The sequence below is a fragment of the Williamsia sp. Y712 genome (assembly GCF_059445525.1).
Map to the genome: position 1 here is coordinate 3020917 of NZ_JCAIUN010000001.1, position 14986 is coordinate 3035902.

Below are 14986 nucleotides of genomic sequence, written 5' to 3' on the forward strand. Positions count from 1 at the left end.
TCGAGCATCGGGATTGGGTGTGTCAAAGCTGACGTCCCGGCAGAACTTATGGCTATTGGTCCAGGCGTGGTTGTATGTTCCGCCGCAGCGAGACGCTGGAGGTGTCCAGGGTGTGGTTCGCCCCGGTGATGTCGAAGCGATGTATTTCGATTGGCGCTCCCAGGCGCCGGGTCGCTATGCAAAAAATATGCACTGTTCTGTTGAGGTATCACCATGGGCGAGATTGCAGGACTCGTGAGCCGGGTGCCGAGGCGGCGGCCGCGTCGCATGGACAGTGTGCTCACCGGTGCGTTGGTGCTGGTGGCGGGCGGATGTGGCGACGACGATTCCTCGGACAGTCGCGACGGCCTCCAGCCACTCACCTTCCGCCATCGAAGCGAGGACTTCACCGGTCGGTTCGTCATGCACTGCGACATCCTCTTCCACGAGGACCACGGAATGGTGCAGTTGCTCGAAGTGGTCGACAAATAACCATGGCCGAGACAACAAAGGATGCCCGCGGGTACCGCAAGATCGGCACCGTCTTGCAGATCATCGCCGGGCTGATCCTCGGCCCGATGGCGGTGGCGGCACTACTGCGAGCGCTTCCGCTCGAATCCGGGGCGGGTGTCGTCGCGGTGTCTGTCGTCGTCACGCTCGGCCTGGCGGGTGTCGTCGTCGCTCGCTGTCGAGAGGCCCGACCTGGAGCGATTGCTTTCGCCGTATCGGCAACGTTGATCAATCTCGTTGTGGCGTTGGTGGTTGTAGGTTCCTGACCGGAGCAGCCCCTTCGTCATTGCGGCCTTTCGCTGAACGTCATCGGCCGATGAGTGCTCACCGGGTCGGCGGGCCGCGTTGCGCAGATGCACGCGCATTCCTGACGGTGCAGCAACATCCGCGGCCGCAGGTTCATACCCGCCAGTGGTATTCGTGTTTTCTGTCGGAGGAGTGCGGGTGGTTTCGGTGCCGTTGCGTCGCTGAGCGCTCGCACCTTTCGCGGATCACGCAGGTTCGAAAGTTCCCGAGCGTGACTTTCGCCGATGTCTGTTGTCATCCGAACTTGAAAACGGCTGTCAGGCAGCAGGTGCCTTCGGGTTTGGTGTGAGTTGACCGTTAGGGGTCTGAGGATCGGATTAAAACATCAGATCGGACCCAATCAGTCCGTGGAGCCTTCATTTCCGTTGAATAGATTGACGAGGCCGTGAGGTGCGCCGGCGCCGAAGATGAGGTCGATGGTTTCTCGCGCGGCGACGGCTTCGGCCTCGCTGCGGTGAAACATGGTTTTTTCGTAACCGGCAAGGGCGACTTCGATATCGTCTGGGTGCGCGGCGATCGCCTGGCCCAGTTCGGCCCCGTCGAGCATCGCGATGTTTGCACCTTCGCCCCCTGGGAGAGTCACGTGCGCGGCGTCGCCGAGGAGGGTGACACCGGGGATTCGGTCCCACTGGTGGCGGTTCGGGAGTTGGTAGATGCTTCGAAGCGTGGGTCCGGTTTCTCCGTCGGTGATCAACGAGGTGAGTTCGGGTGCCCATCCCTCGAACTCGGCCGCGACGCGCGCCTTCGCATCGTCGGCGACGGTGAAGTCGATGTCTGCGAACCACTCGACCGGACGGTTGAGGACAACATAGGTGTGGATGACGGCGCCGGCTTCACGGTGGGCGAGAAACCCTTTGCCGGGGGTGAGGGCGTACAGAGATCCATCGCCGACGACCGCGGCCGTCGCGGCGTGCTGTACGTCAACATCATGCAGGTATGTCTCTATGTAACTCATGCCCGCATATGTGGGGATCTCGCCGGATAGCAGTGCCCGGACTTTTGACCAGGCACCGTCGGCCCCCACCAAAACCTCAGAGCGGGTTGTGGACCCGTCTGCGAACACAAGCTCGTGCCCACTGTCGCCGACCGAAGTGGCCGAGAGGAACTTCTTGCCCCACTGCACCGTGCCTTCAGGGAGGGATTCCAAAAGGATCCGCCGGATGTCGCCGCGAAGGGCTTCGGGATTGGTCAAGGAACCGTCGTCGGGCAGGTCAGCAAGTACCTTGCCGTGCTGATCGAGTACGCGCTGGGCGGCGCCGCCCTGGTGAACGATTGCGCGGAATTCCTTGGTGAGCCCGGCAATTTCGAGGGCGAGCTGACCGTTGTGCTCGTGGAGGTCGAGCTGCCCGCCCTGTGTCCGTGCGGTGGGTGATGCGTCTGCGTCGTAGACGGTGACGGGGATTCCGTGAAGGTGAAGGACGCGAGCGAGGGTGAGGCCGCCCAGGCCCGCGCCGATGATGGTGACTGCTGTGGTCATGATGTTCCTCTCGAAAGCGATTGGACCGGTGGTCCAATCAGTAGTTTGGACCCACGGTCCAAACAATGTCAAGATGTTGGCCATGACTGGGTCCACGCCGCGAAGTCCGAGACGCTCCGATGCGTTGTCGCGTGATCGGATCGTTGAGGCGACAATCGAGTTGCTCGACGCATCAGGTGAGGACGGCCTGACGGTCCGTGCGTTGACTGCGCATCTATCGACCGGCCGGGGAGCGATCTACCACCACGTCGCCAACAAGGGGGAACTCCTTGCGGTTGCCACCGGCGAGATCATCGGTCAGGTGGTGGCGGGAGTGGGAGGCGACGACGACGCGGAGCGGGCGGTCCGCGCTCTGGCGCTGGGGATCTTCGACGCGATCGACGAACATCCGTGGATCGGGGCGCAGCTCTCGCGTGGACCATTGCAACCCGCGGTCTTCATGATCTGGAATGGCGTGGGGTTGCAACTCCAACGACTCGGTGTGGCCGGGTCGGCCCGATCTGATGCCGGGTCGGCGTTGGTCAACTACGTCCTTGGTTCAGCGGCACAATATGCGGCCGGCGCACGACGTGCCCCCGCCGACGCGGATCGAGAAGCGTACCTCGAAACCCTGGCCGCAGAGTGGGCCCACCACGACTCCAACCCCGTTGCGCAGGAGGATGCTTCACTGCTCGGCGACCACGATGACCGCGAGCAGTTCCTCGCCGGCGTGGACATTTTCCTGGCCGGCATCGCCGCCAAACAGGCTGATATGTAGGGCGGCCCACCGCTAGCGGCTCGGTGCGATGACCGAGCCGCATCGGGCTTTCGCCGACCACTTCTGTATACCAGCGACGCGCTTTCGGTTGAGCACTATTTGCGACTCGTAACATACTGTGCCGCAACGGTTACCGATGATTGACCACCTGGCTATCGGAGGGGAATTTCGACGCCGCGCTCATTCTCCGGTCGTAGGCCGAAGATTCGCCGGTCCGCCTCATCGATCCGCGCGTCGTTGATGCTGGCCTCGCGTCGTTCCATCAGGCCTTCGGTGCTGAACTGCCACAGTTCGTTTCCGTAGCTGCGCCACCACTGTCCCGTCGCGTCGTGCCACTCGTACTGGAAGCGGACGGCGATGCGGTTCTCGCGGTATGCCCACAGGCTCTTTCGCAGGGCGTAGTCGAGCTCGCGCTCCCACTTGCTGGTCAGGAACTGGATGATCTCCTCGCGGCCGGTGACGAACACGTCGCGGTTCCGCCATGCAGAGTCGGTCGTGTAGGCCATGGCGACGCGATGCGGGTCGCGCGTGTTCCAGGCGTCCTCGGCCGCCTGTACTTTCTGCAGTGCGGTTGCCTCGGTGAACGGGGGGAGCGGCGGGCGTGATTCGTTCATGGGTCCTTCCTCGTTGAGAACGGTCGTTTTCTATGGGTGTTCGGCTAGCATAAGAACGCCCGTTCTCAACGTCAAGAAGGATTGCCGTGCCACCGCCGATCAGCGAAGAGCAGAAGACCCGCAGCCGTGTCGCACTCCTAGACGCCGCCGAAGCGCTCTTCTATGAACGTGGCATCCAGGCGGTCGGCATGGATGCCATCCGCACAGCTGCAGGGATGCCCTTGAATCGGATTTACGGAATGTTCTCAACGAAGGAGGACCTGGTCGTCGCGGTGCTGCGGCGGCGAGATCACCGATGGCGAGCGAGCCTGACCGAATACGTGGAGCAGCACGAGGATCCCCGCGAACGGGTGCTGTCGATCTTCGACTGGCTTGAGCAATGGTTCGCCGAACCCGGCTTCCGCGGCTGCGCCTGGATCAACGCCTACGGCGAACTGGGCTCCACCTCACCTGCGATCCTGATCGAGGTGCGTGCACACAAGCAGGCCTTCCACGAACAGATCGCCAAGTGGGTCGAGGCTGCCGCGAACGTGCCGGCCGAACCCGTCAGCCTCCTGGCTGAAGGCGCGATCGTCACCGCCGCGATCACCGGAGACGCGAAGGCCGCCCGCCCCGCTCGGACTGCCGCCAAAGCCCTCATCAACTGAGCGTCATCAACGTTTCGTCCCCCAACACCTAGAACCAAAACCAGGCTGCCGCACACCCGAAACTGCCTCCGCTGCCTTGGCTTCGAATCAATGCCGGCACGACGGCAACGGGTACCTTTTCGGGTCATCCGGAAATGCAACCAACGTCAGCTGGTCCGGTAACCAACAGATGCCACGGTCGGATTCACTAATAATCTGGCAGTCCCAGAGTTGACGGAACGCTGATGAAGATAGCGGGTCGTGATCTTCAACTCCCGAAGCTACGGGAATTGGAACGCCGGAAGTCGAGAAATCCGCCCGTATTCAACGAAGTTGATCAAAGGTTCCCGCAGCCGAGAAGGCATCGTTGATCGGCGCGATCAGTGTGGTGAGTCGCCGGATGCCGGTGCCGCCGATGGGCGCCCACAAGGCAGCGCAGTGCTCGTCGGTCTCGATCTCGATCTGCTCGCGCGCTGCGGTTCCCGCAGCGGTGATCGCCCCGTCGGCGTTGAGCCACCCCCGTGTGATGAGACGTTCGGTTGCCGCTGCCCATTCGTTGTCATTCCACAATCGAGTGGCGCGCAGGAGTTCCGTCGGGATGCGATGTGTCGCACCCTGAACAACCGTGCACTCGCACGGTCCGAGTCGATGGTCGGAGAGCACGATTATGTGTGCGTCGCCGCGCCACTCTCGCAGCACCGTGATCTGTTGCCAAAGGGCGAGTAGAGGATCGGATGGCAGCGTGACCGAGGCGTTCGCCGCGGCCAATGGTTTGCCGGCGAAATCGGCTTCGGCGACGACGGGGTCGATCAGTGACCGGGCTTCACTGATCTGGTCGTCCGTCATCCGCACGCCGACGCGCCTCATCGCACGCTCGACCGCTCGAAATCGTGCAGCTTGCCACTGCTCGGGTGACGCGGAGTTCCACGCCCCGTCCATGGCCTGGACTGCCCGAGGGCTGAAGTTGTAGAAGGTCGCGGCCGTGACCTGCCACGGCACCGCGCCCAGCGCGGCCGACCGGAATGCGAAGTACCGCTGGGCACGATCGGTGACGCCGAGTGAGGCGGCTTCGTCAGCTGGTTCGGGGACGAGGTGGATGAACATGTGGACCGCAGTGATCGCGGCACTCACCTCGCGCACCGCCTCCAGATCTGCGGCGGGTGTGCGGTCGAGGGTGTCAGCAGTTTTCATTTCGGTTGAGCTCCTTTGGATTTGATGATTTGACGTCCTGGGCGAGGATGGCCGCGGTGTGTGCGACATGTCTCGCAAGCGCGGCTGCTGCCGCGTCGCCCTGTCGATTCAGCGCCAACTGCTCGAGTTCCCGGTGTTCGCCGACGGCGTCACGTCCTCGATTGTCGGCAGCCGACCATCGGCGTGAGAGCTCGCTGGCGGTCCAGAGTCGCTCGAACGTGTCCAACAAGATGTCGTTGCCACACGCGTCTAGCAGCGTCCGATGGAACTCGTGGTGAGCCGACGACCACGCGTCGGAGTAATGGGCGTCGTCTTCGTGTTCGTAGCCGCTCGTGCCGGCCAGTCGGTGGTGAGCGGCACGGACACGGGCTTCCCATTCCAGATCACCGCGCATGATCGACATGCGCAGCATTGCCGGTTCGACCACCACCCGTGCTTCCGCCACAGCCTGCCATCGGTCGTCGCCGGCCTCGGGAACCACAAAGCCTCGATTCGGCAGCCGCTCAGCCAAACCCTCGCCGACCAGTCGTAACAGGCATTCGCGGACCACCGCCAAACTGACCCCGTACTCAGCAGCCAACGCTTGCGGCTTCAAGGGCTGTCCTGGGCGAAACTCGCCATGCAGGACAGCCGAACGCAACACCTCGTATGCCCGCACCGACGGCGCGACAGCGTCAACACTTTTTGCCATGGGATCGACACTAACAGAAATAATCGATTATTGCTTCTTCAATCGATTGGAGGCTGCACATGTGAAGTAGCCCGATTAAATTGTGCGTCGGGCCGTTGCTGCCGATCGGATGCCTCCGGGGAGGTCGAGCGCGGGACAGTTGAGATGCCGCGAGTGTGCAGTCCCGGTAGCACTTCCGATCACGACCGGTCTGACTCGTGTTTCATAGCCGTGGGTCCACAGCTTCCGACTCCATGGCGAGGACACCGAAGACGCACTGATGGATGCGCCAAACCGGTTCTCCTGCAACGGCTCGGCGGATGGCCTCGAGCCCGAGTGCGTACTCTCGCAACGCCATCGACCGCTTCTGTCCGAGATTGCGCTGCTTGAGCCGGGTCAGCGTCGACGAGTTTGTGTAGTCGGCGCCGTAGATGATTCGCAGGTACTCGCGCCCGCGAACCTTGAGGCCCGGTTGCACCAGGCCCTTCGGGCCTCGGACGAGATTGTTGAACGGCTTGACGACCATGCCTTCGCCGCCGCCCGCGGTGAGGTCCTCCCACCAAGCCGTGCCCGCGGTGCACGACGATTTGTCGGTGGTCTTGACGACGAGGCGGCGGGTGGGACGGAACAGTTCCGGGTCTGCGGTGACCAGGCGATCGGCGATGTCGAGATGCCAGTGGTGATCGCGGGTCTCGTACGTAGCTGTGTCCCCCGCGAGGATCTGAAAGGGTGCCACCTGGATCCCCAACGGGGTGTTGATCGGCTGCACGTAGTGGCGGTACGAGTCGACGAAGAGCTCGGCGTTGACGGCTCGGGTTCGTGTCCTGTCGAGTAGATCGGCGACGTCAGCCCCTCTCGCTGCGGCGGCCGACAGCACGTCGATCGTCGCCGGCAGCGCGGTCGTCGCGGCGGCGCCCACCTTGGCGTATTGACTGCGGACCATCGCCTCCGCCTTCGCGGTCCACGGCAGTATTTCGGTATCGAGGAGTAGCCAGGTTGCGTCGAGGTCTGCCCAGACACCTGCTGTGGTGATGGCGTCGGCAATCCGCGACAGCACCGCCGCCTGCTGTTCGTCGGAGAAGAACGCTCGTCCGGTGCGGGAGTAGATGACGCCGGATCCGTCGCGCCTCACGCGCACAATGGCGCGGGATCCCATGTGCTTCTCTTCGCAGATCACCCGATCGACGGATCGCTTCGCGTAGTGAGCGAACGCCTCATCCGGGTGCTCGAGCAGGCCGTCACGCGACGAGCTGTCGACCGGTGACATGGTCGGTGGCAGGTAGAGCAGCTCGGCCGGCGGGATGGCGAATCTGCTCATCACTTCCAGCGCACCGGCTGCGTTCTCCTCCCGCAACGAAACCCGCCCCATGTGTTCGGTCTTGATGACGCGGTGCCCGAGGATGTCGGTCAGCGTCAACACCTCGGGGTCGCGCTGCGGCGGAGCCAGCGGCCGGACGGGTTCGTAATACGTCGCCCGCGCCGGCACTGACACCACCTCGCGCTCGGGGTAGCGCAGCGCCGTCAGACGGCCGCCAAAGACGCATCCCGTGTCCAGACACATGGTGTTGTTGACCCACTCGGTCTCCGGGACCGGGGTGTGCCCGTACAAGACCGTCGCCGAGCCCCGATAGTCATCGGCCCACGGGTACCGGACCGGCAGCCCGAACTCGTCGGTCTCGCCGCTGGTGTCTCCGTACAGAGCAAACGCCCGGACCCGGCCTGATGCCCGCCCGTGGTACTTCTCCTTCAAGCCTGCGTGCGCGATAACGAGGTTGCCCTCGTCGAGTACGTAGTGGGCGACGAGGCCGTCGCAGAACTGACGCACTTCGACGACGAACGAATCGTCCTCGGCTGCCAGCTGATCCAGTGTCTCCTGGAGACCGTGCGTCGGTTTCACGTCCTTACGGCCCAGTGCGCGAACAAGTTTCGCCTCGTGGTTGCCCGACACACACAGGGCGTTGCCGCTCGCGACCATGCCCATGACCAGGCGGAGCACGCCTGGGGAGTCCGGACCACGATCGACCAGATCGCCGACGAACACAGCCTGGCGACCATCTGGATGCTCGGCATCCACGCAGCGCCCTGCGTCGTCCCGGCTGATCGCATATCCCAGGCGTTCGAGCAAGATCTCGAGCTCCTCACGACAGCCGTGCACGTCACCGATCACGTCGAATGGACCGTGCTCGTGCCTGCGGTCGTTGAACAGGCGGGTCCGCACGATTGAGGCCTCCGCGACGGCCTTCGCCGAGTCCAGGACATGGATCGTGCGGAAACCCTCGCGTTTGAGACTGCGTAGCGAACGGTGCAGCTGGTCGTGCTGACGCTTGACCACATGGGCGCCGAAGTCCCGGTCCGGCCGAGAAGCGTTGCGTTCCAATGCCAGTGCGACCGGCAGATCCAGGACAATAGCCACCGGGAGCACATCGTGGTCCTTGGCCAGGGCGAGCAGTGACTTGCGCGATGACGCCTGCACGTTGGTCGCGTCGATCACCGTCAGCCGGCCACGATCGAGTCGCTTGCCTGCGATGTACTCCAGCAGGGCGAAGGCGTCCGTCGTCGCAGCCTGATCGTTCGGGTCGTCGGAGACCATGGCCCGGCACCCATCGCTGGATACGACCTCGGTCGGAAGGAAGTGGGTCGCGGCGAAGGTCGACTTTCCCGACCCGCTCGTCCCGACCAGAATTACCAGAGACAGTTCGGGAATGCTCAGCTCGCTCATACGCTTTCCCCACCCGAAGTCTGCTGTGCGAACACGGCCATCTGCGTCGGCGACCCGACCTCGTCGTCACGATCGCCCACCGGCCGCAGGTCGACGTTGTACCCGTAGGTCTGGCCTACTGAGCCGGCCCAGCTCGCGAACTCCGCACGGGTCCACTCGAATCGGTGGTCGGGGTGACGGAAACCGCCGGCGGCCAGCGCCGGGTACCTCACGTTGTACTCACTGTTAGGTGTCGTGACCACGACGTGGCGTGGCCGCATGGACCCGAACACGTTGGCCACGACCGCCGGTAACCGTTCTGGGTCGATGTGCTCGATGACCTCCATGAGGATCGCCAGATCGAGACCTTCGAGGCGGTCGTCCTCGTACTGCAACGACGACAGCAACAACGTCAGGCGTTCAGACTGACGCTCGGTCATCCGGTCGATGTGCAGCCGTTTAGCAGCTTTGGTCAGCGACGAGTCGGAGACTTCTGTGCCGATCACCCGTGCCACACCCTGCAGTTCGAGCAACGATCCGAGCAGGGCGCCGGGCCCACATCCGAGGTCGACGATCGATGTCGGCCGGAGCTCGCGTACGACTTGCAGCACCGCGTCGTGGCGCAACCGGACCAGGGGGCGCGACGCGTCGGGTTCGGCATCCTCCGCAGCTTCTTCGACCGGGCGGTCATCCAGCTCGACGAGTCGTTGTGTTGCAGCATCTTTCAGTCCACGCTGGTGGGCCAGGTAGCGGTGTGTGATCAGTTCTCTTTCCGGGTGAATCGCCAACCATCCCGATCCGGCCCTGACCAGCTTCTCCACCTCGTCGTCGCCGACCCAGTAGTGCTTCGAGTCGTCCAGCACCGGCAGCAAGACGTAGAGGTGACTGAGTGCGTCGGTCAGGCGCAGCGATCCCTCGAGGGTCAACGACACCAACGGTGCATCGCCCCACGCAGGCCTGGTGGCATCCAACACGATCGGAGACGCAGTGACGTCCCATCCCATCGGCTCGAACAGACGCCGCAACAGCGCAGGATCGCCCGGGACCGCGGGGAGTGCGATCGTCAGATCCAACGCGGAGTCCACCAAATCTTCCCGATTAGTGCATCGCCCGTTCAGCGCCGACCGGAACACTTTCCCCATCGCCACCGACAGCAACGACGACGCGACGTACGGCCGGTCATTCACGTACTGGCCCAGCGCGAACCCGTCATGCGCACCAGATCGTCCCCGTACCAAGGCAACCGGATCGACCTCGAGCACCATCGCGACCGTGCAACGTTTGTCGCTGACCTCAGGGTAGAAGACGTGCGCCGTCCCGCCGTACACAGCGAACTGCTGAACCTTCTCCGGATGCTTGTGCAGCAGGTAGCCGAAATCGCTCGGCACCTCGAGAGTCGGTGAACGTTCGGCAGAGATGGTCAACAGCATCAGGACAGTCTGACGTACAGATGGTTTCCGTCCAGTCAATTACTTCCGTGGGCGTCCGGACTCATCACGATGATCACTCCATGATGTTTCGGTTCCCGGCGAGAAGCCACCGGCATCCTCCGGTGGTGCACGAGACTGGTGGCTGGCTTTCCGAAGCCCGCAACCTCGTCCTCCTCGGACTCGGGAGTATCAAAGCCGAACATCGGATCGGACGTGACGACAGTCTGAACTGGTACCAGCCGACCTCACGGATAGTCTCAGAGCCGTTTGGATGACACGAAGTCGCTCAAAGCATTTCTGGTTGATACCGGTCGATGGCCGATTAGGTTTTCCAGCGCCGGATCGGTGATGGCGAACTCGCCCCGTCGGGACGCTCGGAACAAACCGAGTGTGAACTCGGCTGCCTGCGGCGGCATTCCACCTTCGATCGCGGCCGACTGCCATTCCTCGTCGCTGACAACAATGCGCGCGATCGTCCGCCCGGTGATCTCACTGAGAATGGTTGCGACGGCGTCGAAATCGAGTGTCTCCGGCGCGGTCAACGGCGCGGTGACGCCGTCGAGGCCACTACCGTCGACGAGTGCGATCGCGGCGGCCTCGGCCAGGTCAGCGTGCGCTGTCCACGACACCGGTCCGTCCTCCGGCGCGACGAGCCGGCCTGACTCGAGAGCTGAGTCGAGGTATTGATTAAGGGTGTTCCCGTAGAACCCATTTCGTAGTGAGGTGAACGGCACACCCTGCTGCGCGAGATGGGCTTCGGTCCTGGCATGGGTGATCTGCGGGGCGAAGAGCGAGTTCATCGATGCCGCTTGATGACTCGTGTACAGGATTCTCTGCGCGCCGGAGCCCCGAGCAGCATCGATGGCCGCAATGTTCGCCTCCACAGCACCAGGACCGCGAATCGCGGCCGAGATGACCAGCACCTGGTCGGCGCTTTCGAAGGCGTGATCCAAGGTCGCGGGGTCGGTGAAGTCGCCCGCCCGGACGCGGACGCCGCGTTCCGCCAGGGCCGCCGCTTTGTCAACATCGCGAACACTCACGCCGATCTCGTTGGCCGGAATGCGCTGCAACAGCTGTTCGACGATCTGCGATCCGAGCCTGCCGTTGGCACCGGTGACTATAAGCATGATTTCTCCTTAGCTTCCGCTGATCCGATTTAGACGTTATCACCTGTATTTCCGTCGATAACAGGCATCTGCTAGCGTCGATACATGTCGGAAGTGACAGTGATACGAGACGACGTTCGATCTGCCGTTGTCGAGGCGGCCGCGGATCTTCTACGCGAACAGGGTGCTCGTGCGGTGACCACGCGCAGGGTGGCCAAGGCGGCCGGAGTGCAGGCGCCGACGCTCTATCGACTCTTCGGCGACAAGGATGGCCTGATCGACGCCGTCGCCGAGCACGTCATGGAGACCTATGTGGCGGCCAAAACTCAAGCTGCGTCCGCCACCGACAATCCTGATCCGGTCGCGGACCTACGCGCCGGATGGCAGATGCACGTCGATTTCGGGCTGGCGAACCCTGAACTCTACGCGCTGCTTAACGCCCCCGGACGCGCTGAGACGTCACCGGCCACCGCTGCGGGCATCGACGTACTGCGCGCCCGGGTGCGACGCCTGGCCACTGCGGGACTGCTCCGCGTCGACGAGCAGCGCGCGGTCGCGATGATCCACGCCGCCGGTTCCGGCACCGTTCTGGCTTTGCTGGGAACCCCTCCCGCTGAACGGGATATGAGCCTCTCCGAGGCGATGCTCGTCGCCGTCCTGGGCCAGATACTCGCCTCTGCACCGATGGCAGAGGATACCGGGACGAGTACTGTCGCAGTCACCTTCGCAAGCGTATTACCCGAACTCCCGGCGCTCACCGATGCAGAGCGCACGCTTATGGCCGAGTGGCTGAACCGGGCAATTACCCATTTGCGAAATGTCGACAACGCTGAGTGACTATTGCACGGGCGGATCGATGGGGTAGTTGATACACCCGGGAAGCGTTGGCCCGCCTCACGTGGCCCTATCCCTTTTGCTGATTGTTTTCGGAATCATGGCGGTGTCGGCATTGTCGGTACTTATGCGGTCTAGTCAATTTTTGACTTTGAAAGCGAACTGAGGGGGACCAGAATCAGACGCAGCGTTAGAAGCGTGGTGGGCCTCATCGGGAAGGATACCTAGAATGTGGCTGCGCAAATGACTATCCGTTCGCGCCGAGTCGGGCAGCAACGGTGGGCGATTCGCATGCAGAGTCTTGTCACCGAGTGAGAAGGCAGGCGAACGGGGGCCTCTGGCGATGCCGACTGGACAGTCGTCGACCCTTGACTGGGACATCGTGACTTCACGCTCAATATGGGGTTCTACTCCAACCTGCGGGCGACTCGAATATCTATCGGAAGGTCGCGGTTCGGTACGCGCCGGCTCACTCGATCCGACAAGGTGCGATCGTTGGAGATCAGAACGACACGCTCACTGACCATGCCGAGAACCAGGAGAGTCGTACTAACTCCTGCGGATTTGGCCGCCCACCCCGTAATCGACGATCGGAGAGCCCACCATGAAAGCCACCGAGTTTTTAACCACAACGCCCGTCACGCCAGATCTAGTGCGCGGCGCCCTAGACCATGAGCGCACGCAGCGCGGCTTGGTCGTCCACCGACTTCCTTCGGAAGCCCGCTCACGCTGTGTCGATCCACAACTGGTGATGGCCGAGTCGCAGCCTTCAGGGGTACGGATCGCATTTCGCACTGCGGCGACCGTCATCGAGCTCGATTCACTGCCGACAAAACGCGTCTACGTCGGCCTCCCGCCGCGGCCGGACGGTGTCTTCGACCTCGTCATCGATGGAAAGCTGGTAGACCAGGCTGTCACGGTGGGTGGCAACAGGATCACTATTGACATGGCTGCCGGCACCATGACCGATGAGCCAGGTCCGGTCGGAACCGTCCAGTTCGTAGGGTTGGCTGACCGTGCTAAGAATGTCGAGATCTGGTTGCCTCACAACGAGAACCTCGAATTGGTAGAGCTCCGCTCGAATGCGCCGCTCGAACCGTTCGATGCTCCTTCACGGCGCACGTGGCTGCACTACGGAAGCTCCATCAGCCAGGGTTCAAATGCCACAAGTCCCAGCACTACGTGGCCGTCGCTGGTAGCCGCATTCACAAACACGGAACTGATCAACCTTGGATTCGCTGGCAGCGCACTGCTGGACCCATTCGTCGCCCGGGTGATCCGGGACACGCGTGCCGATCAAATCAGCCTTAAAATCGGCATCAACCTCGTCAACACCGACGTGATGCGGATGCGCGCCTTCACTTCTGCCGTCCACGGCTTTCTGGACACCATTCGTGACGGCCACCCAACGACACCACTGCTGATCGTGTCCCCAATTTACTGCCCGATCCATGAGGAAACACCGGGTCCCGGTGCGTTCGACCCGGCTGCGATAGCCGAGGGGAGCGTCCGTTTCATCGCGACCGGCGAACCCACGGAGGTGTCTGCCGGCAAATTGACACTGAACACAATTCGGGCCGAGCTCGCTCGAATCGTCGCGCAGCGCGAGATCGACGATCCCAACCTGCATTATCTCGACGGCAGGGAGCTATACGGCGAAGAAGACTTCATAGACCTGCCCCTAGCCGACAACTTGCATCCGGACGCTGCCGCGCATCAACGGATCGGACAGCGGTTCGCCGCCCAAGCGTTCCCTGACAAAGTTGCCATGCGTAGGTGAGGCGAGAACTTCGTAGCTCACAGGCTGCTTGTGGTCGCCCGTGCAGGTGCAGGATTCGGCACCTCGGAAGGCTACCTGCCGGATCTGTTGGTACCGGGGTGTTTAGGAGCGGTCGTCACGCCTCCACCGCGGCGCGATCGGTGTCGACCGAGATCTGCCTTTCAAGGGGTGCGGCTGCTTATCCCGAGCGAGGCGGGTTGGGCCGGCGACCTGACTGCGCGTTGTCTGGTCGGTCGAGGTAGGTCGATTCGAGCACGACGTCTTTGATGATCTTTTGGTATTCGGCGTGTGTCGGGTGTTCTCGGGTATGCCAGTCGAGGCCCTCTTGGCTGCGCATGAATGCTCGGTACTGTGGCGCGCCTGGGTATTTGACGTTGTCTGCCACGACAACCGAGCCCGGGTGCAGCCATTCGTGGTCCAGGATCCGGTGGAGATCGGGAAGATACTCGTCTTTGTCGTGGTCGATGAAGACGAAATCGAGGGTCCGGGGAGCGAACTGGTGTTTGTCGCCCAGTGTGCTGAGGGTCCTCCCGTCATCGCCCAACGTTCCGACGATCACGACGATGCGCTCGCCGATGCCCGCGTGATCCCAGATCCGTCGGGCAACGACGGCGTTCGCCGGATTGAACTCAATCGAGTACAAAACGGCATCGGTGGGCATGGCACGCGCAATGCGCAGTGCGCTGTAGCCGCAGTAGGTGCCGAGTTCCAGCAGTTGGCGCGGTTGCGCTGTTACGACGGCGCGGTCGAGAAGCTTGCCCTTCTCATCACCGATGTTGATCAGATAGCTCCTGGTGTAGCAGAACTCGTCGATCACCCGGATGACGTCGTCGATGTCGTTTCTGCGCGCATGCGCGCACACATAGTCGGCCAAAGCTTGTTCGCGGCCGTCACCGACCTGCCAGGTGGCGCCCATGCGCCGTAGACCGAAGAGGAACCGCACATAGGACCAGCGCAGAAACATCACCGGTTTACCGGTGCACTCGTTGACGCCGATAGCCAGACCGA

General features: G+C 62.8%; 14 protein-coding genes. 6 read left to right on the top strand and 8 right to left on the bottom strand.

Annotated features, from left to right (window positions below):
* The first annotated feature begins 213 nt into the window (after window positions 1–213).
* Window positions 214–471: a hypothetical protein gene (locus AC1D75_RS13845; protein ID WP_495515756.1), complete on the top strand. Its 258-nt coding sequence runs from the start codon at window positions 214–216 to the stop codon at window positions 469–471.
* Window positions 472–473: 2 nt separating this feature from the next.
* Complete coding sequence (locus AC1D75_RS13850; RefSeq protein WP_495515757.1) at window positions 474–755, top strand: hypothetical protein; 282 nt, start codon at window positions 474–476, stop codon at window positions 753–755.
* Window positions 756–1135: 380 nt separating this feature from the next.
* On the opposite strand, the gene AC1D75_RS13855 is transcribed toward AC1D75_RS13850, so the two are convergent.
* Window positions 1136–2272, bottom strand: coding sequence for an FAD-dependent oxidoreductase (locus AC1D75_RS13855; protein WP_495515758.1), 1137 nt, complete (start codon window positions 2270–2272; stop codon window positions 1136–1138).
* 82 nt (window positions 2273–2354) lie between these two features.
* Here AC1D75_RS13855 and AC1D75_RS13860 point away from each other — a divergent pair, with 82 nt between their 5' ends.
* The gene (locus AC1D75_RS13860; protein WP_495515759.1) at window positions 2355–3029 is read left to right on the top strand and encodes a TetR/AcrR family transcriptional regulator; all 675 of its coding nucleotides are present in this window, start codon (window positions 2355–2357) and stop codon (window positions 3027–3029) included.
* A gap of 152 nt (window positions 3030–3181) precedes the next feature.
* Here AC1D75_RS13860 and AC1D75_RS13865 read toward each other — a convergent pair whose 3' ends face one another.
* Complete coding sequence (locus tag AC1D75_RS13865) at window positions 3182–3643, bottom strand: nuclear transport factor 2 family protein (protein ID WP_495515760.1); 462 nt, start codon at window positions 3641–3643, stop codon at window positions 3182–3184.
* An 86-nt stretch (window positions 3644–3729) separates the two neighbouring features.
* Here AC1D75_RS13865 and AC1D75_RS13870 point away from each other — a divergent pair, with 86 nt between their 5' ends.
* A complete protein-coding gene (locus tag AC1D75_RS13870) occupies window positions 3730–4290 on the top strand; it encodes a TetR/AcrR family transcriptional regulator (RefSeq protein WP_495515761.1) in 561 nt (186 codons plus the stop codon).
* Between the two features lie 303 nt (window positions 4291–4593).
* Here the strand turns inward: AC1D75_RS13870 and AC1D75_RS13875 are convergent, their stop codons facing one another.
* The 5 genes from AC1D75_RS13875 to AC1D75_RS13895 all read right to left on the bottom strand — a co-directional run bounded on the left by AC1D75_RS13875 (window position 4594) and on the right by AC1D75_RS13895 (window position 11385).
* A complete protein-coding gene (locus tag AC1D75_RS13875) occupies window positions 4594–5460 on the bottom strand; it encodes an SCO6745 family protein (protein ID WP_495515762.1) in 867 nt (288 codons plus the stop codon).
* Window positions 5447–6151, bottom strand: coding sequence for a GntR family transcriptional regulator (locus AC1D75_RS13880; RefSeq protein WP_495515763.1), 705 nt, complete (start codon window positions 6149–6151; stop codon window positions 5447–5449). Before AC1D75_RS13880 ends, AC1D75_RS13875 begins: the two co-directional genes overlap by 14 nt.
* A gap of 202 nt (window positions 6152–6353) precedes the next feature.
* Window positions 6354–8849 carry a polynucleotide kinase-phosphatase gene (locus tag AC1D75_RS13885; RefSeq protein WP_495515764.1) on the bottom strand — a complete coding sequence of 832 codons (2496 nt, stop codon included), beginning with the start codon at window positions 8847–8849 and terminating at the stop codon, window positions 6354–6356.
* Window positions 8846–10258 carry a 3' terminal RNA ribose 2'-O-methyltransferase Hen1 gene (locus AC1D75_RS13890; protein WP_495515765.1) on the bottom strand — a complete coding sequence of 471 codons (1413 nt, stop codon included), beginning with the start codon at window positions 10256–10258 and terminating at the stop codon, window positions 8846–8848. The genes AC1D75_RS13885 and AC1D75_RS13890 overlap by 4 nt, the downstream gene beginning before the upstream one ends.
* 257 nt (window positions 10259–10515) lie before the next feature.
* On the bottom strand, window positions 10516–11385 hold the full coding sequence (locus AC1D75_RS13895) for an NAD(P)H-binding protein (protein WP_495515766.1): 870 nt from the start codon (window positions 11383–11385) through the stop codon (window positions 10516–10518).
* Between the two features lie 84 nt (window positions 11386–11469).
* Between AC1D75_RS13895 and AC1D75_RS13900 the strand changes: the two genes are divergently transcribed.
* Both AC1D75_RS13900 and AC1D75_RS13905 read left to right on the top strand, forming a co-directional pair.
* Window positions 11470–12201 carry a TetR/AcrR family transcriptional regulator gene (locus tag AC1D75_RS13900; RefSeq protein ID WP_495515767.1) on the top strand — a complete coding sequence of 244 codons (732 nt, stop codon included), beginning with the start codon at window positions 11470–11472 and terminating at the stop codon, window positions 12199–12201.
* Between the two features lie 601 nt (window positions 12202–12802).
* Window positions 12803–13978 (top strand): SGNH/GDSL hydrolase family protein, encoded by a 1176-nt coding sequence (locus AC1D75_RS13905; RefSeq protein WP_495515768.1) that lies wholly within the window; start codon window positions 12803–12805, stop codon window positions 13976–13978.
* A 178-nt stretch (window positions 13979–14156) separates the two neighbouring features.
* Here the strand turns inward: AC1D75_RS13905 and AC1D75_RS13910 are convergent, their stop codons facing one another.
* Window positions 14157–14942, bottom strand: coding sequence for an O-methyltransferase (locus AC1D75_RS13910; RefSeq protein ID WP_495516079.1), 786 nt, complete (start codon window positions 14940–14942; stop codon window positions 14157–14159).
* Window positions 14943–14986: the final 44 nt, after the last annotated feature.